The following is a 24,204-nucleotide window of genomic DNA, read 5'->3' on the forward strand; positions in this document are numbered from 1 at the left end:
GGGTGGATTAGGGTCTTCGAATCGGGCAACGCGCCGCGGTCGGAAGAGCTTTAGGGGTGTTCGGGGGATAGGGCTGCCCAATCGAGTGATTCGACAACGTCGTCGAAACGTTCGGGCGTGAGTGGTTTTTGGATGTACTCCATTGCACCGAATTGGCGGGCCTGCTTGCCCGCCGTTTCAAGACTGCGGCTGCTGATCACGATGACAGGGGTCGATGCCAATTTCGGATCGCCCTTGATCGTTTGCAGCAACTCCAGCCCGCTCATTCGCGGCATGTCGATGTCGCTGAACACGGTTGCAAAGTTGTCTTTGGACAGCATCTCGACCGCGGCTTGTCCGTCTTCAACCTGGATGACATTGACCGGATATTTGGCCAGTGCACGTGTCACTCGAAGCCTTGCACTTTTTGAATCGTCGACCACCAAGATTTTTGGCAAATCTTTGTCGGCGGGTCGCTTTTCGGTGGGCACCGGCAGAACCACTTGACGGCTGCCCTTGGAGGCTTCGGCCAATCCACGCGGGTCCAGCAGCAGCACGACCTCTCCCATCCCGGAAAGCGTCGCACCGATGCACAGCGGATGTGATTTGAGCATCGGAGGCATCGGCCGCACGACGACTTCCTCCGGTCCCAGGACGCGATCGACCAACAACGCAAAATCACCGCCCGTTTCGCCCTCGACCGAAGCCGCTCCGCTGGCGAGTTCAATGATGGCGCGGCGCGAGTAATCGCCCTGGGCAAGGCGATCGTGAACCGGCAGCGACAGGATTTCATTCAGGTCGATCGGCGAATACTCGGGGTCAAATTCGCCGGTGCGGCGAACCGACTGAGCGGGCAAGGCGAACAGCTGTCCCGCCGATCGGAACACCATCGCGTGTTGAATCATCGACGGCAGCGGCAGCGACAATCGGATCGTCGACCCGGTCCCGTGCTCCGAATCGACTTCGACCCAGCCGCGCATCCGCTCCAGTGTCGACGCGACGACGTCCATCCCGACGCCGCGGCCGGAGAGTTGGTTGGCGGCTTCGCGAGTGGAGAAGCCGGGGTTGAAAATCAGCCGCGACAGCTCGGCATGGCTGACCGATTTATCGCCATCGATCAGGCCCCGCTCGATTCCGCGTCGGCGGATCGCATCAAAATCCAACCCGCGGCCGTCGTCACTGACTTCGATCACCAACAGGTCCGGTCCCGAGTGGGCATGCAGCCGGACCACGCCCTGGGGCGTTTTGCCCGCCGTGGCGCGTTCCCCGGGTGTTTCGATGCCGTGACTGACCGAGTTGCGGACGATGTGCAACAGCGGCTCAAAGATTCTTTCTTGCAGCGAACGTTCGATGCCGGTGTTTTCACCGACCAATTCCACACGCACCTGTTTTTGTTCGGTACGTGCCGCGTCGCTGATCGCACGGTGAAGTCGACGGAACAAACCGGAAACCGGCATCCGTCGCAGTTGGACCAACTCCAGTCGAAAGTTGCGAATGAATTGTGACACCGCCTGATTGCCGTCGGCGACCGGGCGATAACAGTCACGCAACCGCTGGGCCGATTCCAAGACGTCGTTGGCGACTTCGTTGAGGTGCGAGAACGAAACGCCGTCCTCGGCCAGGACCGGGTTGGCCAAGCTGTCACCGGCCAACAACGCCTCGCCTTCGTGGCTGAGCATGCGGATCCGGGTGACGCTGTGGATCAATTCGTCATGAATGCCTTTGAGTTCCGAGATCTCCGTGTCACGTTGGTTTCGCAGCATCACCAGTTCGCTCAGCATGTCCATCAGCCGATTCAGCTGGGACGCTTTGACGCGGACGGTTTCGTCGTCGCCGTGGCTGTCCGCCAGCGTGTTCTTCTTTGCCGGTCGCGCGGCCGGGGCGGGCTGACTGGTTGCCGGAGCGTTGGGGGCGGGAGAGCTGCTTGCCGGCGAGCTGTTTGCCCTTGCGGCGTCGGACGGCGCAGCGGAAACGGCGGCCAGGGGTTCCGTCGTCGCTTCCGCATCATCCCCATCGACGCGTGCGCGAATCAGATCGACATGGGGCAACAACAACTCCGGTGTGACCGGCCGACCGGCATCTTGCGTTTGGCGAATCAGCTCCTCGACTTCGTGGATGTAGTCGGCCAGATTGGACATGCCGATGCTGGCCGAAGCGCCCTTGATGGTGTGCAGTTCGCGGCTGATCGTCTTGATCGGGCCTTCGTCGTTCGGATCGGATTCCAGATCCAGCAACGCCTGCTCCATCGACTCGAGCCCGCGTGTCGCGTCGTCCATGAAGGCTTCGCGCAGTTCGTCATCGATGTCGATCTCGTCGATCGCCGGCATCGCGATGTCGCTGCCGCCGACTTTGATCGAACTGGTCGGAATTGGTGCGACGTGGACATCATCGTCGGATGACTGGTCGCTGGGTGATTCGGCCGGTAGGTCCGGGACGTGCGGATCGATCGCAGGATCCACGTCGGCGCCGGCGTCATCGGGCGTGATTGCACTCGTCTGGGCGCTCAGGCTGCGCAGCAGTTCGGCGATTTCGGCTTGAGTCGGCGCGACGACATCGGGTTCCGGAGTGGAATTTGCGTCGCCGCCGTCCCAGTCACCGTCGGTTTCGCAGCGCGCGTCGTCATCGTCTTGAAAATCGCTGCCGTCGAAATCGCTGCCGTCGAAATCGCTGCTCGTGTCACAGGATTCGAGTCGCAGCTCGACCGCTTCTTTCAACAAGTCCAGTTGTTCTCGGTCCAGATCGCCGGATTGATCTCCGAGTGCGACCGAGCGGACGGAGTGACTGCTTTGGACGACGAAATCGACCAACTCCAAGACGTCGGGGTCATCATCATTGAAGCCCGAGAGTGAGTGTTCGACGTTGTCGGCCAGCCGGCCAAGTTTTTCGACGGTGTCTTGCAAACACACGTCGATGTCTTCCAGACCGGCATGGGTCAACTCGTGGAGCAAGTCGACCGCGGTGGAAAAGTCCGCCATGCGGCCGGAGTTGTCCGGTTTCGGTGCATCGCCCGTCCCGCTTTCCCGCGAGAAAACGTGGTCGGTGAATGCGCCCGAGGAGGTTTCATCGGTACTCATTTGGCCTCCTCCGTGACGCGGGTGTTTTCATGTCGGCCGGCTTCCTGTCGACCGCCGGATTGCTGGCGACCGGCCGCATCGGGCGTCGCTTCGGCCCGAGTTTGGTTGGCCAGTTCGAGCAACTGTCGCCGTTCGGCGGGGGTGACGTCCAGATTGGGATTGGTACAGCCGCGGAGCCGATGGATGTTGGAATCGAGGTCGATGGCGGTTTTCGCGAGCGACTTGATCGCCCAGGACGCGTGGTCGGCCCGTTTGCGGTCGGCTTGATGGGCCGAGGCGATCGAATCGATGCCACCGGCCAGCCCTTGCACCAGGTTTTGTTGTTGGTCGCCCTGTTGTGACAGATCCGACACGACGAACATCCCGGCGGCGGTGACCTGCGAAAGCTCGTTGAGCGTTTCCCGAATCGCCTCGACCACGGCGATATCGGATTCGACCTCGTTTTGTTCTCGGCTGAGCACGGCCAGGGAATCGGTGGTCTGCATCTCCAGGGATTCGGCCAGCACGCCGATTTCGCGAGCGGAGTGTGAGGTTTGCTCGGCCAGTTTTCGGACTTCGTCGGCCACCACGGCGAACCCCCGTCCGTGCTCGCCTGCGCGGATCGATTCGATCGAAGCGTTCAGGGCCAACATTTCCGTGCGGGCGGCGATATCGGTGATCGTGCCGACGATGTTGCCGATTTGGCGAGTCGGGTCGCCGAGCGAGCGAAGTTTCTTTTTGCTCGTCTCGCTGCAACTGCGAATGCGGTGCACCCCTTCGGTCAACACGTTGGTCTTTTCGATCGCTTTGGCGACGGCTTTTTCGGCCGAACCGATTTGTTGTTGCAACTGGGCACATCGGTCGGCGACGCGTTCGACGCCGTTGGTCAGATTTTGCAGCAGCGCGGTCGTTCGGTAGGTCGCCTCGGATTGTTTGGCGCTGTTGATGTCGGCATTGCAACGGCTGATTTCCACGACGTCTTTCTCGATCTGGCCCATCAGTTCGCTAAGCGATCGGCCGACGCCGCCGAGCGCGGACTTGAATTCACCCATGTCGGCCGAATCGAAACCTTCGCGACGCGACAGTCGGGACAACATGGATTGCAACTCGCGAGCGCTTTGTCGGCTGGCGACTTCGATTTCGTCGTACCGCAACGAGGTTTGCATGACGGTGGATCCGAGTTCGTCGATTTCGCGAATCCCACTGGAGACGATCGTCTGTTGCCGCTCGACCAGCATTTTCTTTAACTGCCCGATGCCTTTGCTGACCTTGTGTGCCAGCAGCAGCGAAGCGGCGCCGGCGGCCGCCAACGCGGCGACCATGACGACCGCCCATTGGTATTGCGTCGAGAGCGAGGAACCGGCCATGGCGGCGGCCGTTGCGACGACCGCGACCAGGGAGTGACTTGTCAAAAAGGTGAGGTTGGTTTTCATACGGCGTTCCACTTGGAAGCGGACGATGTGGTGGGGACGGTGGAGGGAAACGCAGGTCCGGACCCATGCCATTGGTCCTCAAGCGTCTGTTGTGCGATGCGTTGCAGCCCGTTGACGTCCAAGACGCTGATGACTTTGCCGTCATAGGTCGCGGTACCCATCAAGACCGACATCGCGTTTTCATTGCGCCAGCCGGCGTCGATGTGTGTTTCGATGCCGTCGATCGCGACCACCTTGTCGATCGCGATGGCCCACGATCCGAGCGGGCACTGGATCACCAACAGTTGCTTGGTGTCGGCAACCAATCGGGCCTGGTTTCCGATCAGTGGTTCCAGATCGATGACGGGCAGGAATTCGCTGCGGAGGTTTCCGATTCCCGCCAGCGACGGATGGCTCAGCGGCACCGGGACCACGGTCGGCATGATCGTGACCTCGCGGACGGCGGTTGCCGGCAGCGAGAACATCACGTCACCGCATCGGAAGATGCAATGCTTGTCGCTCAGATTGGCGATTCGCGATTGGTTGGAAATCACGCTTTCCATCGAAACTTCTAGGGGCTGAAAATGGATCGGGTTATTGGCTCATGTCACGCAAGGACTTCAGCAAACGCAACGCCTCGCTGTTCTCATCGGCTTGCAGTGCTCCATCCTGATTGGCGGCTCGGTTCTGATCGGCGGGTTGGTGTTGGGGGATCAGTCCGCTGACGTCGATCGTCTTTCCGCTGGCGTCGGACAGCCGTTTCATGATGCCGGCGGCGAACTGGTCGAGTTCGGTTTCCCATTGGTCCAGGGTTTCCAGACTCAGTTCGAAATCGTCGTTGGTCGATAATTCAGGGCCGGTGCTCATCGCAAACACATCAGGGCAGTGGAATCGGAACAGAGAGAAGCATTGATTCGGTAACGTTTCCTGGCACCGTCAAGCGACGCGGGCGAGCAACGATTCGACGGTCGCCAGCAACAAATCGGGCTCGGTCGGCTTGGACAGAAACGCGCCGAGCTGATTGCCGAGTGTTTCCAAGTGGGGTGCATCGGCGCTGGTCAGAAAGATCACCGGAGTCGCCCCGTCCCATGCCTTGTCGGCCAGCAGTTCATGGCAGACGCCATAACCGTCCAGGACCGGCATGTTGATGTCCAGGATGATCAAGTCCGGTTCGGCTTCCATCGCCACGTCGACCGCCTGGCGTCCATCGGCTGCCAAGGCGACGTGATAGCCGGCTTCGCGAAGGGTGCGTTCGACAAGTCGCAAGACGGTCCGACTGTCGTCGGCGACAAGAATCGTTCGAGCCGACGAGGTGGACGTGGATCCGACACGAACGGCAGCACCGGGGGTCGGTTTCGTAGCAGTCATCAATTGACTCCGGCATGCCTGCGACGGGGCTGTCGCGGGCGAAGACGTGGGGTTGTTTCGTTCGGTAGTGCGGCCATCTCGACAGAGACCCGTCACTTTGCGTGCTCGGCCTCGCGGCCGGCTTGCCTTTTTCGCGAGCGCCGTTTTGCGGCCGCACGCCTCTCTCGAATGCCCCGTGACGACACGGAATCATCGATCGATAAACGCTCCGTGGACTCGCCTTGAATCTCGACGAGAACACCGGGTCGTTCTGGTGAAGGGTTGGTCACTCCACGAGAGAGTCAAGCAAAACCGTGAAAAGTGTCCGTCAATCAGAAAGACGGCAAACCCTCGATCAATCGCCCCAGCATTTCGGCACGATGGTCGGCCGAGAGAGAAACCCGCAGTCGCGCCTGGCCTTCGGGGACCGTCGGCGGCCGAATTGCCGGGACAAACATCCCCGATTCATACAACCGTTGCGATGCCGCGACCGCCTCGGCGTCCGATCCGATCGGGATCGGTATGATCGGGATCCCAGACTCGATCGCCGTTACGCCTGAGAGTCCCAACTGCGATCGCAATTGCCGCGACAACGCGCAAACCAATTCACGTCGCCGCCGCAGTTCATCCGGATGTTCCAACGCGACGATCGCCGACTCGACCGCCGGCATCGACAACGCGGTGCTGTAGATCAACGGACGGCAGTGGTTGACCAAAAACTCCGCAACCACACGCGGGCAGGCGACGAAACCGCCCTGGCCGCCGAGCGCTTTGCTGAGCGTTCCGATGCGGATCGGGACTTGATCCTTCACGCCCAATGATTCGCAGGCCCCCGAAACGTGGTCCCCCAGGATCCCGGTCCCATGAGCTTCATCAACGATCAACGTTGCATCGTGATCGGACGCTACGCCACACAATTCACGCAGCGGCGCGACGTGGCCGTCCATGCTGAAAACCGAATCGGTCACAATCCAGACACGCCGGTACTGCGTGCGGTGCTGTGCCAGCAACCGGGCGACCGCCTTGACATCGCGGTGGGGGTAAACGATGCGGTCGGCTTTGGACAGCCGGCAACCATCGATCAGGGACGCATGGTTCAGCGCGTCGCTCAGGATCAAGTCGCCTTGTCGGCAGAGCGCCGAAACGGTTCCCGAACAGGCGGCAAAACCGGAAGGGAAAACGATCGCGGCTTCTGTTCTCTCAAACGCGGCGATTTTTTCCGCCAGCAACTGGTGCCGATCGGTCCAACCGCAAACCAGCCCGCTCGCACGCGCCCCGACCGAATCAACATCGATCGTCTTGGATGCCAAAAACGATGCCAGACCCAGGTAATCGTTGGATCCGAAATTGATCAATCGACGCCCCGCCTGGTCGATCAGATGAACCCCCTCGATGCGGCGCGGCTGCAATTGACGCAGCCGCCCCTGGCTCCGCAAGCTGTCCAGGTTTTCGTTCAGATCATCCCACATCGCGGTCTACAGTTTCACCAGAAAGCGGTTGATCAAAACAGGCGACCGATCTCGGTCATCAAGTGGTCGATCCCGTCACTGAAACTTGCTTGTCGCCGAGACAGCGGCGGGACGAGTGATTGAGGCACGGCCGTGGATTCTGCCTCAGCGGGACTGGGACGTCGAGCAATTTCGTTGATAACGTTCAATGCGTCACGCGGCGTCACCTCGCCGTCTCGGTTGACGTCGTAAAAGAACGACGAGTCCGGTGGCGACGGGCCTTGCCGTCGCGCCAATTCGTTAATCACGTTGAGCGCATCCAGCGGACTCGCGTCACCGTCGCCGTTGACGTCCGCAAAATCAATCAGGTTGGTCATGCTCGGCCGCACGCCGTCGCCCGGTGAGACTGAAACGTCAAACGTTCGGACCTGGGCATTCCCCAGAAAAACGATCGCGTATCGCCCGCCTGCGACGACGTCGGCGGTGACGCCCGCGACGTCAGTCGTGGCGATGTCAAAAAACGCCTCGTCGATCACAAAGATTTCTTGCGACGCCGGCGTCGCACCGGCCGGCGTGGGCTGAACGCTGAGCGTCGCGTCACGATCGGCGTCAAACATCAGGACATGGTATAATTCGTCCCCGGACACCTGATGCGTCCCGACCACCGAGGACGCGAAAAGCGGTTGGTATCCGGCCAGATCCAGCGGCACGTCGATGACGGTGGTGTCGTTGAGCGCAGCGGTGACATCAACGTTCTGATTGTCCGACACATAGCCGATGTCGACCGCAATCGTCGTCGCCCCGCCGGTCACCTGGTATTGTCCGGCCGGAAGAAACACGGACAGCCGCCCATAGGCCCCCGCGGCGACACAGTGTTCGGTCGATGTTCCCGCCGCGAGGTCCAGCACAGAGACACAACCGCCGGTGTGCTCCCCGATATCGTACAGTCCGTTTTGGTTTGAATCGGTGTAGGCCAAACCGGTCAGGTACGCGCCAAACGCTTTGTTCCGCGAGAGCGTGTGGGTGGCCAAAAAGTTCGTCGCCGACGAAGTGTTGCTGAACCCGTCCAACAAGGCATAATCGATCCCGATCGCGTCGCGGCGGTCCTGAAGCAAAGCCTCTAAATGGCCCAGGCTGGATGAATTGAATTCCAGCACAAAGTTGACGATGTCGTAATACGCCTGGCGCTGACGATGACCGTCGCTGCCGACGGCATGTGCCGCCCGTGTGGCGGGCATGCTGGGGCCGGATTGGTAGCCGATGTTTTCGCTGTAACTGCCGCTGCTCCACGGCCCCATGGTTTCGGCGCTGATGATGTCCGGGTTCGCCGCGGCGCCCTGCGGGTCATACGTCAGCCCCGGCAACGCGGCAAAACAGGGCAGCGCCGACGCACCGGCCGGCGTGCTGTGGGTGAAACAATGGTTTTGCATCCAGTCGTTGTGAACGGCCGATTTGGCCTGCAGCGAGTCTTCCCAGGTCAATGGCGGAAGCGGCTCGGTCGATTGCAGTAGATCGATCGCCGCGGTGACGTTGGATGGCGTCAGCGAAACATCGATCGCATCGCGAAGGTCCGTCCAAACGGGATCGCTGGACGCATAACCGTGGGCGGAATCAACGGTTTGGTCGATCATCCCCTGCAGCGAATTGCCGAAGGCCGGTGGGTCGGCACGCATTTGATTGACGACCGACAAGGCATAGATTTCCATCGCCATGGCGGCCAGGACGCGACGTGGTTCAACCGCCTGGAACGCCAGCGATCGTGTGAGGCTGGTTCGTCGATGACGATTGATTCGATGCATCACACAGCCTCGGCGGCAGGTCGCTGCTAGTTCGTCTTTCCCTTTGCAACCATATTACCCCAGCTGTCTCTCAGCGGGACAATTCGATTGAAAACGAGTTTTTTGTCGGTCGAGTCGGGATCGACGACGTAATACCCCAGTCGTTCGAACTGGAACCGATCCTCCGCACCGGCGGTCGCCAGTTCGGGTTCGGCGTAGGCTTCGGTCACCGACAACGAATCGGGGTTCAGGTGATCCAGGAACGTCTGGCCTTCGTCGGTTTGGTTGGGGTTCTCGACGGCGAACAGCCGGTCATAGTTGCGGACCTCGATGGGGATCGCTTGTTCGGCGCTGACCCAGTGGATGGTGCCTTTAACCTTGCGGCCCGAATTGTCTTGTCCGGATTTCGTCTCGGGGTCGTACGTGCACAGGATTTCCACGATGTTGCCGTCATCGTCTTTGACGACGTCGTGACAATCGATGATGTAGCCGCTGCGGAGCCGGACGGCGCCGCCCTTTTTGAGCCGAAAAAACTTGCGAGGTGCCTGTTCGCGGAAATCATCGGCGCCGATGTACAGGGTCCCGCTGAACGGAACCGAACGGGTGCCGGCCGATTCGTCCTCGGGGTTATTGATCGCATCAACCATCTCGACCTTGCCTTCGGGCCAATTGGTGATCGTCAGCTTGATCGGATCGAACACCACCATGCGACGCGGCGCGACACGATTGAGGTGTTCTCGCACGGCGTTTTCCAGCCGCACGACATCGATCGTGCTGTTGAACTTTGCCACGCCGACATCGGTCGCAAAGTTGCGGATCGATTCGGGGGTGTAACCGCGTCGCCGCAACCCGCTGATCGTCGGCATGCGAGGGTCATCCCAACCGCTGACGTGGTTTTCTTTGACGAGCTGCAACAGTTTGCGCTTGCTCATCACGGTGTACGTCATGTTCAACCGCGCGAACTCGATCTGCCGCGGGTGATGGATGCCCAACGATTCACAATACCAGTTGTAAAGCGGACGATGGTTTTCGAACTCCAGCGTACAGATGGAGAACGTGATCCCTTCGATCGAATCACTTTGCCCGTGGGCCCAGTCGTACATCGGATAGATGCACCACTCGTCACCGGTGCGGTGATGATGGGCGTGCATGATCCGATACATCACCGGATCGCGCAGATTCAAGTTCGGCGAGGCCATGTCGATTTTGGCCCGCAGGGTGCGGCTTCCGTCGGGGAACTCGCCCGCTTTCATCTTGCGAAACAGTTCCAAGTTTTCGGCGGCGCTGCGATCGCGGTAGGGGCTGTTCTTTCCCGGTTCGGTCAGCGAGCCGCGGTACTCGCGGGTTTGTTCGGCATTCAAGTCACAGACATAGGCGTGTCCGTCTTGGATCAGTTTTTCCGCCCACTGGTAAAGTTGCCCGAAGTAGTCGCTGGCGTAGTGCAGCGAGTCCCACTGAAACCCCAGCCAACGGACGTCGTCCATGATCGATTCGACGTATTCGGTTTCCTCTTTCGACGGGTTGGTGTCGTCGAATCGCAGGTTACAGGTTCCGCCGTAGGTGTTGGCCAGGCCGAAGTTCAGGCAGATGCTTTTGGCATGCCCGATGTGCAGGTAACCATTGGGTTCGGGAGGGAACCGGGTGAACACGCCCTTCGCCTTGCCGGCGGCCAAGTCCGCGTCGATCGCCTGCTCGATAAAGTGTTTGGTCGGGCGTGACGAATCGGCACCGGTCTCGCTGGGGCTGTCTGTCATGGTGTCGGCTATGCAAGGAATAAAAGCGGAGTGCCCCGAATCGCTCGGGCACAAGAAAAACGGGATTCACCAACACTTATGCCCGATCCATTCCGCCCAGGCAATGCCTAAATTGCTTCGGACGTCTCCGGTTCGGGTTTCTTGACCGAACGGACGAAGTTGATCAGGTGCCAGATGTCGTCCTTCTCGTACTCGCCGGGGACGAACGTCGAAGCGGGCATCGGAGAACCTTCGATGCCTTGCAGGATGCGGCGGTACAGGTCTTCGGCGGCTGCTCCGCCACGAAAGACACCTTCGGAGAAATTCCGGGGCAGCGCGTTCTTGGGCGGCATCGCGCCGCGGGCCATCAACGGAATCAGTGCGTCGGTGTCTTCGGGTTTCAGCCCGGCGCGGGTGGTCCAGTCCTTGGTCCAGTCGTCGTAGTCCTTGTTCTGACCATCGCCGTGTCCTTTTTCGCCATGGCATTTACTGCACGAGGCGACTTTCCCGGTAAAGATTTCTTGGCCGCGTTTGATCGACGCCGCCAGCGCGTCGGCTTGGTCGCCTTCGGAAAGCTCGATGAATTCTTCGTAGCTGTCGGCCACGGGGATGTCGGCGGGCGGCTCGGGGACTTCGACGACGTCTTCTTCGGCATCCAGCCAATCGAACGCGATATCCTCGAGCATCTCCTGGGCGATTTCCATCGACTCGTCAAAGTTGTCCAAACGCTCGGCGATCTCCTCGCCCCGTTCCCCCTCGGGCTCGCCGGCCTGTTCCCACGCCTCGACTTGTTTTTCCAGCTGTTCGCGGCCACCGGCGGCGATGGTTTCGCCGAGCTGTCGATCCACGATCCGGTCGCCGCCTTCCAGATCCAGTTCAAAGATCGCGTCGTCAATCAGCGTGCGTTCCAGTTCACCGCGGATGGACAAGTAGATCACGTAATCGACCAGGGCTTGGATGTCTTCTTCGGTCAGTTCTGGAATCTTTTTCATCGCGGTGCCGTCGATGCCGTCGCGAATCGACCGCGCCAGATCTTCGCGGACCGGTTTCGAACCGCGTTTGGTCGATTTGAATTTAAAAATCCCGTGTCGGTAGTCACGCGGGTAGGGATCCAGGATCGCGGAATTTTCGCCGCGTCCGTTCCCCGTGACGCCGTGGCAGCTGACGCAGTGCTTGCGGTACAGCCCGCTGTTTTCACCGATCGGACCGGCGGCGCGTTTGATTCGGTCCAGCGAGATCAGGTCGGAAAAGTCGTCCTCGAGCAACACCTCGGGCAACGTCGGCTCGTCGGGGGTTCCGAACATGCCGTCGATGATCCAGTTGGCATCCTTGAGGGCTTCTTCCATCGGAATCCCCTCCTTGATCTGGTACTTCATCGCGTGGACCAGATTCGGTTCAAACTGGGCGGTGTATTCGGCTTTTTCTCGGCTGCATCCGGCCAGGAGAAAGACGGTCAGTGCGAACAGGGTGATGTTTTTCATGGGATTTCGACGGGAAGCGGAAATCGGGGGGGAGCCGACAATCGGCGGATGGCCGGATTCTGTAACCTGCGCCATTTGCGGCGTTGAATCAAGCTTCTGCGGCTTTTTTGCACGCCTTTTCGATTCGCTCGGCCACCTTCTCTTTACCGAGAATCGCCAGGGTGTCAAACATTCCGAATCCGACCGCGGTCCCGGTCACGGCGACTCGAACCGCGTGAATGATCTGTCCGATCTGGATTTCGGCGGATTCGCAATAGCCTTTCAGCAGGGATTCCGCCGCGGCGGCGTCAAACGTGTCGGCCGCCAGCACGACGTCGCGGAAGCCGGACAGCAGGTCGCAGGCGTCTGCCGGTTTGCTGATCCGTTTTTTGAATGCCTTGGGGTCGTACTCGATCGAATCGACAAAACAGTAGTCGAAATCGATGATGTCCCCGGCGACTTTCAGCCGGTCCCCGGCGGCGGCGACGACGGCGGCCAGACGCGGATCGTCCTTTGATTCGACCAATCCGGCCGCGATCGCAAAGGGCGCGACCGCGTCCAAGCGTACCTGGGCCGGCAGGGCGGCGAAGTGATCGGCTTGGAACGCCATCAGTTTCTGCGGATCGAACGAGGCCGGTGACTTGGTGACGCGCTGGAGCGAGAACAACTTGATCATCTCATCAACCGAAAACGTCTCCCGCTCCCCGTCGAGCGACCAGCCCAACAGCAGCAGGTAGTTCAACAACGCATCGGCGGAAAAACCGATGTCGCGATAAAAGTCGACGATGACCGGATTGAAGGTGTCGTCACTGGTCGCCACGTTGCAACGTGCTGCGATCCGATTGCCGTGTTCCAGCAGGTCGGCGAAGTCTTTGTTCTTCAGATACTTGTTCAGCTTTCTCTTGCTCAGCTTGGCCGATCCGCCGGGTTCGGCGACGTAGGGCAGGTGGGCGTATTGGGGCCGCGGGTAGCCGAGCGACTCGAGGATATAGATCTGACGCGGCGTGTTGGGCAGGTGTTCTTCGGCGCGAACGACGTGCGTGATTCCAAACGCATGGTCGTCGATGACGCTGGCCAAGTGATACAGCGGGCTGCCGTCGGTTCGAGCGATCACGTGGTCTTGTTCGGTCTGCCAAGCGACCGTCACGGTCCCACGAACCAAGTCTTCGATCACGCAATCGCCTTCGCGGGGCATCTTCAGCCGAATGGTCGCTTGGCGTCCTTCCGCTTCGTACGCCTCCGCCTCCGCGTCGTCGGCCGCCATCCAGCGTCGATCGTAAAAGAACCGTTCGCCGCGTTTTTCCGCCGCTTCACGCTCGGCCGCCAACTCCTCGGGCAACGCGTAATCGCGATAGGCGTGGCCGCTGGCGAGCAGCTGGGCGACGGCGGCTTTGTGAAGCTCGATCCGCTGGGACTGGTAATACGGGCCGCTGGGGCCGCCGATCTCCGGGCCTTCGTCCCAGTCGATGCCCAACCACTTGAACCCCTCCAGGATCGGTTGCAGGGCCTCGGTCACGTTGCGTCCCGCGTCGGTGTCGTCAATCCGCAAGATGAATTGGCCGCCGGATTGTTTGGCCAACAACCAGTTAAACAGGGCCGTACGGACGCCGCCGATGTGCAGGTAACCGGTCGGACTGGGCGCAAAACGGGTTCGAATCATGGAATCTGGGAAAAAACGTGTGGATGGGAATGGCGACACGATATCAGCGCCCGCGGCGGAAACGAAGGGAGGGGCGCCCGCGGCGGAAACGAAGGGAGGGGCGCCCGCGGCGGAAACGAAGGGAGGGGCGCCCGCGGCGGAAACGAAGGGAGAGACGCCCGCGGCGGAAACGAAGGGAGAGACGCCCGCGGCGGATTGTTGTGCGACGTCCTTTCTAGGTCGTCGCGGAGAGTCGTTCACGACGACAACCCGGAAGGGCCAGCGTACGCGTGGGGACGTATCAGGCGGCTCGGCCGGCGCGTTTGAGCGTCTTTCGCATCCGCCGCCGTTCGGCTTTGGTCATCGATTCCCAGTCGATGTCGTCCGGATCGATCTCGCCGGCGGCGACCTCGGCCGGAGTGATGCGTGGTTTTCCAGCCGACGGGTTTCCAGCGGATTGGGCCGACGAAGATTGCCGGTCCCGCGTGGCGGTATGGAGCGGCCCTTGAGATCTTGCCGGAGGTTTCTCGGCGTTTGGACTGGACCGCCGGTGGGAGGATGCGGCGGGCGAGGGCCCCGAATCCGCAGACTCGTCCGAGCCTTGCGACTCGGATTCGTCGGATTGGTCGGCGTGCTTTCGTCGAAGCAGTCGGCTGAACCAGGATTTCTTCGCCACGGCGTCTGCTTCGTCGACGTCGTCTTCAGTCTCTTCGGGCGTCACGTCCGCCTCCTGATCGGCAGTTTCGTCGCCGGCCGGTTGGGGCTTCAACCGCAGCGAGAACCAGCGTTTCTTTCTCGGCGGAGATTCCGCTGTTTCGCCGGCATCGTTCTCAAGTTCTTCGTCGGAGTCGCAATCGCCGTCGGCGTCGGCGTCGGCGTCCCCCGGATCGATCCGGCGTTCCGCGCGCAGGCCGAACCAACGCCGTTTGGGTTTGTCAGTGCCCGAACCGTCGTGGTCGGGCGAGGCGTCATCATCGCCCGAGTCTTGATCGGACGTGTCGGCTGAGGTTGACTCGCTCGATTCGGTTTCGGATTCAGGCTTGGGTTTTCGAAGACGGCGTTTCAGCCGGGCCAACCATCCCGGTCGGTCCTGTGTGGTCGCGTCGTCGATGGCCGCTTCGTCTTCCTCGGTTTCACTGTGATCGGCAGCGGTTGTCCGCACGGGCTTGGCGGCAGGTCTTGGCTTTGCGTTCGGCTTGGACTTCGAGGCAGCGGCGCGTTTGGTGGTGGCGTTTGCGACCGCCGGACGCGGTGCGTCTTGTGCATCGAAAAACTCGGACGTGAAATCGGCATCGCCGTTTCGCCGCTCGGCGATCCACTCGGTGATGCGTTGGCGGATCGGAACGGCATCGGGGATGTTGCGGATCTGGCGGTACATCGAACGCAGGTAGAGCGTGGCGGCCACCAGGAAACATGTCCAACCGAGCATCGGCGCGGCGATGACCAAGGTTGCCGTCACGGGGCCATCGACGACGACGATCTGCCAGTGTGCGAGTTCGGAAAAACCGATCCATGCGGCCGCCAGGATCAGCGCGACCAAGGCCGGTCGACAGCGCGAGAGTTCGGCGATCAACCGCATCGCCAGGATGATGCCGCCGACGTCCAACACGATTCGCAGCCAATTGGCACCCGAAAGCACCGCCCGATTACCGACCAACAGGTCCAACGATGCGCCCAACCAGCCGACCAGGTCGACGGTCGAATGAACACTCGCGGCCAACAACACGATCAGCGTCCACTGCCACAATTGATAGTGACCGCGATAGTCATCGCGCCGATGCCGACGAAGCACAAAGATCAATCGCGTGGCACCGGCGGCCAACAGCAACAACATCGTCGTCCACCAGGCGGCAAAGCCGTCCGGTCGATTGATCAGCAAGGGGCGGGCGAGATCTTGGCGAAATGCGAGCGCCGGCCATGCAAACGCCAGATGATGGAGCGATGTCAGCAGGATTGAAACCGACGCGATGATCACCGCCGAGGTCGTCATCGCCAACCGTGAAACCGGGACCAATGAAAACCAACGGCCCCGCAGATGCTGGTGCACGCGAGATCCGAAGGGTTGCGCCGGTTGCCGGGCGGCGCGCAACTCCGCCGCGGCACGGCGTGTCGCCGGCGTCGACGGTGTGTGCGGGGACACGTGCGAGTGGTAGAGCACGCGTCGCCGACGATCATTGGTTCGACGAAGTTGAGACATGAAGGGGGGGCGGTCGAATCGTTCGGATGCCACCGCGGCGCTAGCAATTGCCCAGGCCGCGTTCCAATGGAGACCGGGATGGGCGTCCCGGAATCCGCTGCAAACTCGACTGACTACGAAAAACCGCGGGCTGGGGTCAATGTTGGTGTCCGGCCTTGCGGGACCGTCGCCATGCTCTCCGAGGTCGGCTCGGGGCAATGCTTCGCTTTCGGGGCGCCGAGTTCGGAGAACACGGCGACTCTCCGCACGCACCGACAGCCCTACGCCGAAGCACGACCCTTGAAAGATCCCGCGAAACCGGGGGCTCGGCTGCGAACCCGGATGGGGACACCAAGTGTCTCGCTGGCACACCGATGTGCTGCGGCACCGCCGAAAGCCGACGTTGGAAATGAAGGTTTGGCAAAACTCCGCGATTCAGAGCGTGATTGATGCTCAATTGGGGGCCCATCACCGCGGACGCGTTGACTAGAATGTGGATGCTGATAGCGCACAACATCATCCCGACCGTGTCACCCGGCATGGCCCCAGGGCCTTGCAACAAGTGTAAGGATTTCGCTGAGATGAGTCAGAGTTTGCTTGACAGTCACGTTTTGATCTTGAACCGGTTCTACATGGCCATCCGGGTGGTCGATGTCCGGCGAACGTTGACGCTGTTGTATCGCCAGTGTGCCGAAGTGATCAGTCACGAGGCGGGCCAGTTCATCAGCTATGACTTCGACAGCTGGTGTGAAATGAGCCAGCTCAACGCGATCGAAAAGCAACCCGGTGATGATTTCATCCAGGCGGTCGGCTTTGAGATGCAGGTGCCGCGGATCGCACGTTTGACGCGTTTTGATCGAATGCCGTTGCAAACGGTTCGCTTCAATCGCAAGAACCTGTTCGCCCGCGACGAACACACCTGCCAGTATTGCGGCAAGGATTACCCGACGCACAAGCTGAGTCTGGATCACGTCGTCCCGCGCAGCCAAGGGGGGCCGACGACGTGGGAAAACATCGTCGCGTGCTGCCTGCGTTGCAACAGCCGCAAAGGCGGACGGACGCCCAAGCAGGCGGGGATGAAATTGCGGACCACGCCGTCCAAGCCGCGGTTCAACCCGCTGGTGACGCATTCGGTCGATGACCCACGCTACGATTGCTGGAAGACCTTTCTGCCGGCAGTCGGCTGATCGAACCGATCGACCATTGAACGAATCGTTCTGCCCGGCAACATCGGTGCGGAAACCCAAAAAAAGCCTCGTCGGTGAAACACCGGCGAGGCTTCTTGCATTGGGCTTTCTGCATTGGAACGCGGCCGTCTTGAATCGGTCGCCCCCGATTGGCCAAACAACCTTGGTCGGCCATCCGGTCCCGATCAATCGTCTGCCAGCGGTTCCTTCTTTTCCGTGATCACCTCGCACTCTTCGGACATCTTGGCATTGAGTTCGATGTAGCTTTTCCACTCCTCAGGCAGATTGTCTTCGTGGAAGATCGCCTCGACCGGACATTCCGGCACGCAGGCTTCGCAATCGATGCACTCTTCGGGGTGGATGTACAGCATTTGTTCGCCTTCGTAGAAGCACTCCACCGGGCAAACGACGACGCAATCGGTGTATTTGCAACCCGAGCAGGGTTCGGCGACGATGTGAGCCATGTTCAAAAACCTTTCGTTACGGGAACCACTCAAGAAACAGTCTCTGACCAATATATCGGTCGGACAAGCAATTGGCTGCACCCCAACCTGTGCAACCGGGCAACGATCGGTCATTCTGCCCAGATTCTAACCCGAACCATCGACTCGTCTCCCCTTTCGACTCGCACCCCGGCCCGCCGTGTCTTCCTCCACCCCCCAACAGCTCCGCGTCAAACCGGGGCGTCAGTTTCCGTTTCTCTCTCGGCACCCGTGGGTTCACGCCCATGCGTTGATCAGTGACGGCAGTCGATTCAGCAACGGCAGCGACATGCAACGCGGCGATGTCGTGGATCTGGTTGACATGGACGGCAATTTCCTGGGCCGAGGCCTGGTCAATCCCCACAGCCGCCTAAGAGTGCGTCTGTACACCTATGGGAGCACGACCCCGATCGACGACGGATTGTGGCGGCAGCGGATTGACGCGGCGATCGCCAGGCGTCGGCTGACGCGGGCGGCGGAAAACGACGAAGCCGAGCGGCTGGTGTTCAGCGAATCGGACCTGATCAGCGGTTTGATCGTCGACCGCTACGCGGATTGTTTGGGCGTCCAGTTCACCGCCGGGGCGCTGATGAAATGGCGTGCGACGATCCTGGAACACCTGCAACAGGTCACCGGGTGCCGCCAAATCGTGGTCCGGGTGGATGAGAAAACGGCCAAGCACGAGGGGTTGGATCCCGAACCGGCCACGCTGGCGATCCCCGGTGCCGAATTGACCGCCCCGGTCGGCTACCGTCAAAACGGGCTGGATTTGACAGTCGACTTGGTCGGCGGCCAAAAGACCGGCGGCTACTTGGACCAGCGGCTTAACCATCAAGCGGCGGCGGGTTACTTGCGCGGAAAACGCGTCTTAGATGTGTGCTGTTACACGGGCGGATTCGGCTTGGTGGCCGCACGGCAGGGTGCCGATCAGGTGATCGGAATCGATTCGAGTGCTGCGGCGATCGCCGCGGCGACCGAATCGGCCCAGCGCAACGGCGTGGCCGAGCGGATGTCCTTTTTGCAGGAAGATTGCTTCGACGCGTTGAAACGGCTTGGTGACGAGGGGCAGAAATTTGACGCGGTGATCTTGGATCCCCCGCGATTTGCCGGCTCGCGGCATCAGGTCGACCAGGCGCTGCGGGCTTACCGGCGATTGAACAGCCTGGCCGTCGCACTGCTTCCAGCGGGGGGAATCCTGGTCACGTGCAGCTGCAGCGGTCGAGTTTCCCGCAGTGAGTTTTTAAACATGTTGGTCGACGTGGGGCGTCGCGGACGTCGCGATCTGATCATTTTGGAGAATCGGGGCCCCGCCCCGGATCACCCGCTGGCCGTGGGTTGCCCGGAAAGTGACTACTTAAAATGTGTGATCGCCCAAGTGGCGTAGATTTCTGGCAGACGGACGTCAAACAACCAGATATATTAATGCATCACGACGATTCTCTCTCTCGATCCTCATCATCTCGGGGTCTGCCCATGTCGGGTGTGACGTTGAAAGTTCTGCACGGCGCTGATCGCGGCAAAGTGTTCGGCGATCTCATTCCACCATTCACGGTGGGGCGAGAAGAAGTCAATGACATCCAGCTCAACGACGAACGTGTCAGCCGATGCCACTTTAAAATTCAGCGCGACAACGACCGATTGGTGCTGACCGATTTGGACAGTACCAACGGGACGAAGGTCAACGGAGTGGAGTATCCGCTGAAAATTCTTCGCAGCGGCGATTTGATCTCGGTCGGCCGCAGTTTGATGCTGGTCGGTTCGGAGGAAGAAATCGCTCAGCGGTTGGCGGCACTGGGGAGCGAAAACCCGACCATGTCGCGCGAAATGTCGTCCTCGGAAAGCTCCGTCGCGTTGGAGCTGAGCCAGGAGAAATCGCCCTTCCAAATGGACATCGCCTCAGTCCGCGAGATCCCTTCGATCCCGGACAACTTGAGCCCGGGCCAGAAAGCACAACTCTGTGAGATCTTGGACTTTTTACAACATCGACTTTGCAAACTGGTCGAAACGGCCAAGATCGACGAATCCAGCCAATCGGTGACGTTGAAGCTGAGTTCCTGGCAACGATTGTTGGGCGTCCAGGCGCGGTTGGGGGAAATGCACCGCAAGATCGCCGACCCGGATTGGGACGGCGAGTGATCGCGTTGGCGTGCGAGGGATGGCAGAATGATTCGGGGCAGAATGATGAGGTGCGCGTCGGCAGGCACCCGAGGAAGAGGCACCCGGGGAAGAATCAGGCGGCCGGTTTAGGCCCGCGGGTGGTATTGCTGGTGGACGCGTTTCAGTCGTGAGTGCTCGACGTGGGTGTAGATCTGTGTCGTCTGAATACTGGCGTGCCCGAGCATCTCTTGGACCTGCCTCAGGTCCGCACCGCCGGCCAGCAGGTGCGTGGCAAAGCTGTGTCTTAGCGAGTGCGGGCTGATGTCCGAATCGATGCCCGCGCGTTTGGCATAATGTTTGACCAGACGCCATAGCTGGATGCGGTCCAGCGGTCGTCCGCTACGAGAAAGAAACAGTTCGTCCGGCGGGTGCGGCATCTTGGCCGCCAGTTCGCCACGCAACTCTTCACAATAGCGCTCGATCGCAGCGATGGCTTGGCTGCCGATCGGGACCATGCGCTGTTTGCCGCCCTTACCGGTGCATTTAAGGTATTTCTGGTCCAACGACAGGTCGCGGACGCGCAACGAGCAAACTTCGCTGGCCCGGCATCCGGTCGCGTACAACACTTCCAACATCGCAACATCGCGCAACCAGAACGCATCGGTTCGCCGTGGGGCACGTAAAAAATCATCGACTTGCCGCTGCGACAACACGCCCGGCATGCGTTGCCACATCTTTTGCGCCGCCAGCAGTTCGGCCGGGTTCTCGGTGACCACCCCTTCGAGTTGCAGGTATTTGAAAAACGTGCGAATCGCAACGACAGCGCGGGAGACCGATGCCGGGGCGAGGCCTGATTCGGACAGCGTGCCCATCAGCCGCGTCAGGTCACCGACACGAATGGAATCCAACCGCTTGTCTCCCAGCCAATCGATGAACCGATTAAGATCGCGTCCATAAGCTTGAATCGTGTTGTCGGCCAGATGGCACTCGCCGCGAAGATAGCTTAAGAATTCCTCTCGGATGGAGGCGGCCGAGTGGGACGGTTTTTTAGGCGGTCCCGATTCGCGGATCAGTTGCAGCTTGGTCTTTCGTTTGGCCACTGATCAATTGGTTCCGTTGTTGAAGGGGCGTTTTCAAGTCACCATTGCGTACGTCTAGGGTCGGCACACCGCGTCGGCACACCCGTTGTCCTCTTTGCCTGAAGTGAATTCCATGAATGTTTTGGTTGTCGGTGGTGCCGGTTACATCGGTTCGCACGCCGTGCGTTTATTGGCTGAAGCCGGTCACAGTGTCACCGTTTACGACAATCTGTCGCGCGGGCATCGCCAGGCCGTCCCACCGGGCATGCTGGTCGAAGGCGAGCTGGCCGACCGTGCCAAGCTGGTCGGCGTGCTGAAAGAGAAACAGATCGACGCGGTGATGCACTTTGCGGCCTTTGCGTTGGTCAACGAATCGGTCAACGATCCCGCGCTGTATTATCGCAATAACGTCGTCGCGGCGATCGAATTGCTCGATGCGATGCGTGAAGCCGACGTGAAGAAAATCGTCTTCAGCAGCACGACGGCCACCTACGGCGAACCGGAAGTGATTCCGATCGCCGAGACCACGCTTCAACAGCCGATCAATCCCTATGGATTTACCAAGTTGGTCTTTGAACAGGCGCTGGCCGATTATGCGGCGGCATATGGGTTTGGTTATGCGGCGCTGCGTTACTTCAACGCCGCCGGGGCGCGGCCGGATGGATCGATCGGCGAAGACCACACGCCGGAATCGCATTTGATCCCGATCGTCTTGCAGGTGGCGCTCGGCCAACGCGAATCGATCACCGTGTACGGTGACGACTACCCGACCCCCGACGGGACCTGTGTCCGCGACTACATTCACGTCGACGACCTTGGCAGGGCCCATTTGTCGGCGCTTGACAAACTGCAGCCGGGAACGGGGATCTGCGTCAATCTGGGGACCGGACGGGGGACCAGCGTCCGCGAGATCATCCAGGCCTGTCGCGAGGTCACCGGGCATCCGATCCCCGAAGTGATGGGGGCGCGGCGAGCCGGCGACCCGCCGGAGTTGGTCGCCGATGCACGCTTGGCGGCCGAGGTCTTGGGCTGGAAGACCCAGTACAACGATGTCAAAGGCATCGTCGAAACCGCTTGGAAGTGGCACCAAAGCCACCCAAATGGCTATTCCGACGCTGCGCACTAAGATTTTTGGGCTCTTGCGGCCGCGAACTTCGTTCGCCCCTTTAGCCCTCCAAGCGTCGCAAGAACGCGACCGACGCCCGCCGAAGATTGCCATGAAGATGAATCGAATCATCCCGCCCCGCTACGCCGTGTTGTTGGCTGTGATCCTGAGTGCCATCCCGGGCGCTGGGGTGGCCGAGGCGGTGGAACTGGATCGCCGCCAGAAAGCCATCGTCTCGACGATCGGCGCAACCATCACGCGGGCCGGCAAGGATTACTTTGAGGGGAAATACGAGTCGTCGGGCAACGAGATCCGCAAGGCGTTGGAGCAGGTCGAACGCGCGGTCGATCTGGGGAGCCCCGAGCTGTACGACGCGATCGCCGTCCACATCGACAAAATCTCGCGGGCCCACGCGATGCTGGAGCTCGAGGGCGTGACGTTGCCGCCGTTTCGACGCCCCAAGCGTCCGACCGGCACCCCGTCGATGTCCGCCTCCGGCACTCCCGACTCGGGTTCACCCGCCCCACCATTCTTTGACACCTCCGGCAACCTGGTCAGCTTTACCAAGGATGTGGCGCCGATTTTGACCGCGAAGTGTGGTCGCTGTCACGTCAATGAACGCCGCGGCGGGTTTAGCGCATCAAGCTATGCCGCGTTGATGAAAGGGCCACCGGAAGGCGTCGTCGTGTTCGCCGGTGACGTCATCGGCAGCCGGCTGATCGAAACGATCGAAACCGGTGACATGCCTCGCGACGGCGCGAAAGTCAGCGCCGACGAATTGGGGACGTTAAAAAAGTGGATCACCCAAGGCGCCAAATTTGATGGCGACGATCCGAATCGAATGCTCGCCGCCGGCACAGCGCCGGCTCCGGCCATGGACACCAAACCGCCGGTGATCACCCAGGCGACCGGCAACGAAACCGTCAGTTTTTCGTTCGACATCGCGCCGCTGTTGGTCGAAAACTGCGGCGGTTGCCACCTCGACGCGATGCAAGTCCGCGGCGGATTACGCATGGATTCGTTCGTGCAACTGATGCGCGGCGGTGACAGCGGCGCGATCATCACACCGGGACGTGGTGAAGCGAGCTTGCTGGTGAAAAAACTGCGTGGCACCGCGACCGATGGCGAGCGGATGCCGGCCGGTGGCAGACCACCGCTCAAGGACGATGCGATTGCATTGATCTCCAAGTGGATCGATGAAGGGGCGACTCTGGACGCCAGCGAGTCACAACCGATCAAGGTGATCAGCAAGCTGGCTTGGGCCTCCCGCGCCTCGAGTGCCGAGATGTCCGCCAAGCGGGCCGAACTGGCCGATCGAAACTTCAAACTCGCCAATGCGTCGGCCCCGCTGACCGAGCACCAAACCGATCACTTCCGCGTCGTCGGCTCCGGTTCGCAGGAAACCTTGAAAGTCGTCGGCCTGGCGGCCGAGAAACATCTGAAGATCGCCAAGTCGGTGGCGCGGCCGCAGTCATCCAAAGCCGCCGAAGACTACTTCCGCGGCCGCGCGACGATCTTCGTGTTGCCACGCCGATACGACTACAGCGAGTTTGCCAAGATGGCCGAACAACGCAGCGTGCCCGGCGATTGGTCGGCTCACTGGAAATTCGACGGGATCGATGCCTACGTCGCCACCGTGGCGTCGGAAACCGAAGACGAAGAGGCGATCGAATCGCGGCTGTTGGCACCGATCGTCAGCTTGGCGGTCGCCACCCGCGGCGGCGACGTCCCACGCTGGTTCGCCGAAGGCCTGGGCTCGGCCACCGCGATGCAACAAAACGCCAAGAGCCGCAGCGAGAAAGAAAAGCTGCAGACACTGGCGGTCGAGGCGGCGTCCTCGGTCAAAGATGCCAAGGCCTTCCTGAGTAACAAACTGACGCCCGAGCAAGCCGACTCCTTCGGCACCGCACTGGCGATGTCCATGCTCCAGCGCAACCGCCGCAAAGGCTTGGATGCCACGTTACGATTGCTCGACAATGGCAAGTCGTTTGACGATGCCTTCGTCGGCGGATTCGGTGTGCCCCCAACGGTCTACATCGACCAGCTGCTGCAATTCGTCCGCTGAGTGGCGGGAGGGGGATCTCCCGTAGCGGAACTCGCCAAGAGTTTCGCACCCGCGGCGGATCACGCCGAAAGCCTTGGCGGCTTCCGCTACGGATCATGGGGTGAGCATCCTGCCGTTGATCGGTTACCGTTGTTGGGCGTGACGCGTTTCTTCCCCGCAGTATC

At 60.7% G+C, this 24,204-nt stretch carries 19 protein-coding genes and 1 riboswitch; of the genes, 6 read left to right on the forward strand and 13 right to left on the reverse strand.

Annotated features, from left to right (window positions below; translation table 11 throughout):
• Positions 1–50: 50 nt before the first annotated feature.
• From H1B37_RS04975 to H1B37_RS05025, 11 genes are all read right to left on the reverse strand, one after another.
• Positions 51–3,053 carry a hybrid sensor histidine kinase/response regulator gene (locus H1B37_RS04975; RefSeq protein WP_182865516.1) on the reverse strand — a complete coding sequence of 1,001 codons (3,003 nt, stop codon included), beginning with the start codon at positions 3,051–3,053 and terminating at the stop codon, positions 51–53.
• Positions 3,050–4,465, reverse strand: a complete 1,416-nt coding sequence (locus H1B37_RS04980; protein WP_220498047.1) for a methyl-accepting chemotaxis protein — start codon at positions 4,463–4,465, stop codon at positions 3,050–3,052. Before H1B37_RS04980 ends, H1B37_RS04975 begins: the two co-directional genes overlap by 4 nt.
• A complete protein-coding gene (locus H1B37_RS04985) occupies positions 4,462–5,007 on the reverse strand; it encodes a chemotaxis protein CheW (RefSeq protein WP_220498048.1) in 546 nt (181 codons plus the stop codon). The genes H1B37_RS04980 and H1B37_RS04985 overlap by 4 nt, the downstream gene beginning before the upstream one ends.
• A 31-nt stretch (positions 5,008–5,038) precedes the next feature.
• Positions 5,039–5,311, reverse strand: coding sequence for a hypothetical protein (locus H1B37_RS04990; RefSeq protein ID WP_182865519.1), 273 nt, complete (start codon positions 5,309–5,311; stop codon positions 5,039–5,041).
• 69 nt (positions 5,312–5,380) lie between these two features.
• Positions 5,381–5,812 (reverse strand): response regulator transcription factor, encoded by a 432-nt coding sequence (locus H1B37_RS04995; RefSeq protein ID WP_182865520.1) that lies wholly within the window; start codon positions 5,810–5,812, stop codon positions 5,381–5,383.
• Between the two features lie 60 nt (positions 5,813–5,872).
• Positions 5,873–5,949, reverse strand: a riboswitch (cyclic di-GMP riboswitch).
• 174 nt (positions 5,950–6,123) lie between these two features.
• Positions 6,124–7,260 carry an aminotransferase class I/II-fold pyridoxal phosphate-dependent enzyme gene (locus H1B37_RS05000; RefSeq protein ID WP_182865521.1) on the reverse strand — a complete coding sequence of 379 codons (1,137 nt, stop codon included), beginning with the start codon at positions 7,258–7,260 and terminating at the stop codon, positions 6,124–6,126.
• A 32-nt stretch (positions 7,261–7,292) separates the two neighbouring features.
• A complete protein-coding gene (locus H1B37_RS05005; protein WP_182865522.1) occupies positions 7,293–9,038 on the reverse strand; it encodes a dockerin type I domain-containing protein in 1,746 nt (581 codons plus the stop codon).
• 26 nt (positions 9,039–9,064) lie between these two features.
• The gene (locus H1B37_RS05010; RefSeq protein WP_182865523.1) at positions 9,065–10,771 is read right to left on the reverse strand and encodes a glutamine--tRNA ligase/YqeY domain fusion protein; all 1,707 of its coding nucleotides are present in this window, start codon (positions 10,769–10,771) and stop codon (positions 9,065–9,067) included.
• Between the two features lie 107 nt (positions 10,772–10,878).
• Positions 10,879–12,231, reverse strand: coding sequence for a cytochrome c (locus H1B37_RS05015; protein WP_286177414.1), 1,353 nt, complete (start codon positions 12,229–12,231; stop codon positions 10,879–10,881).
• 88 nt (positions 12,232–12,319) lie between these two features.
• On the reverse strand, positions 12,320–13,870 hold the full coding sequence (gene gltX / locus H1B37_RS05020; protein ID WP_182865526.1) for a glutamate--tRNA ligase: 1,551 nt from the start codon (positions 13,868–13,870) through the stop codon (positions 12,320–12,322).
• A gap of 280 nt (positions 13,871–14,150) precedes the next feature.
• Positions 14,151–16,046, reverse strand: coding sequence for a hypothetical protein (locus tag H1B37_RS05025; RefSeq protein ID WP_182865528.1), 1,896 nt, complete (start codon positions 16,044–16,046; stop codon positions 14,151–14,153).
• 334 nt (positions 16,047–16,380) lie between these two features.
• On the opposite strand from H1B37_RS05025, the gene H1B37_RS33645 reads away from it, so the two are divergent.
• On the forward strand, positions 16,381–16,515 hold the full coding sequence (locus H1B37_RS33645; protein ID WP_286177415.1) for a hypothetical protein: 135 nt from the start codon (positions 16,381–16,383) through the stop codon (positions 16,513–16,515).
• 91 nt (positions 16,516–16,606) lie between these two features.
• Positions 16,607–17,212: an HNH endonuclease gene (locus H1B37_RS05030; protein ID WP_182865529.1), complete on the forward strand. Its 606-nt coding sequence runs from the start codon at positions 16,607–16,609 to the stop codon at positions 17,210–17,212.
• A 185-nt stretch (positions 17,213–17,397) separates the two neighbouring features.
• Here H1B37_RS05030 and H1B37_RS05035 read toward each other — a convergent pair whose 3' ends face one another.
• Entirely contained in the window at positions 17,398–17,676 is a 279-nt protein-coding gene (locus H1B37_RS05035) for a ferredoxin family protein (RefSeq protein ID WP_182865530.1), read from the reverse strand.
• Positions 17,677–17,854: 178 nt separating this feature from the next.
• Between H1B37_RS05035 and H1B37_RS34295 the strand changes: the two genes are divergently transcribed.
• The gene (locus H1B37_RS34295) at positions 17,855–19,078 is read left to right on the forward strand and encodes a class I SAM-dependent rRNA methyltransferase (protein WP_182865532.1); all 1,224 of its coding nucleotides are present in this window, start codon (positions 17,855–17,857) and stop codon (positions 19,076–19,078) included.
• A gap of 89 nt (positions 19,079–19,167) precedes the next feature.
• Positions 19,168–19,830: an FHA domain-containing protein gene (locus tag H1B37_RS05045; protein WP_182865533.1), complete on the forward strand. Its 663-nt coding sequence runs from the start codon at positions 19,168–19,170 to the stop codon at positions 19,828–19,830.
• Positions 19,831–19,937: 107 nt separating this feature from the next.
• Here the strand turns inward: H1B37_RS05045 and xerD are convergent, their stop codons facing one another.
• On the reverse strand, positions 19,938–20,891 hold the full coding sequence (gene xerD, locus H1B37_RS05050) for a site-specific tyrosine recombinase XerD (RefSeq protein ID WP_182865535.1): 954 nt from the start codon (positions 20,889–20,891) through the stop codon (positions 19,938–19,940).
• 112 nt (positions 20,892–21,003) lie between these two features.
• Between xerD and galE the strand changes: the two genes are divergently transcribed.
• Together galE and H1B37_RS05060 are read left to right on the forward strand one after the other, a co-directional pair.
• Positions 21,004–21,996: a UDP-glucose 4-epimerase GalE gene (galE, locus tag H1B37_RS05055; RefSeq protein ID WP_182865536.1), complete on the forward strand. Its 993-nt coding sequence runs from the start codon at positions 21,004–21,006 to the stop codon at positions 21,994–21,996.
• 91 nt (positions 21,997–22,087) lie between these two features.
• Complete coding sequence (locus H1B37_RS05060; protein WP_182865538.1) at positions 22,088–24,040, forward strand: c-type cytochrome domain-containing protein; 1,953 nt, start codon at positions 22,088–22,090, stop codon at positions 24,038–24,040.
• Positions 24,041–24,204 lie beyond the last annotated feature (164 nt).

The sequence above is a fragment of the Stieleria mannarensis genome, from assembly GCF_014154935.1.
Lineage (GTDB): Bacteria > Planctomycetota > Planctomycetia > Pirellulales > Pirellulaceae > Stieleria > Stieleria mannarensis.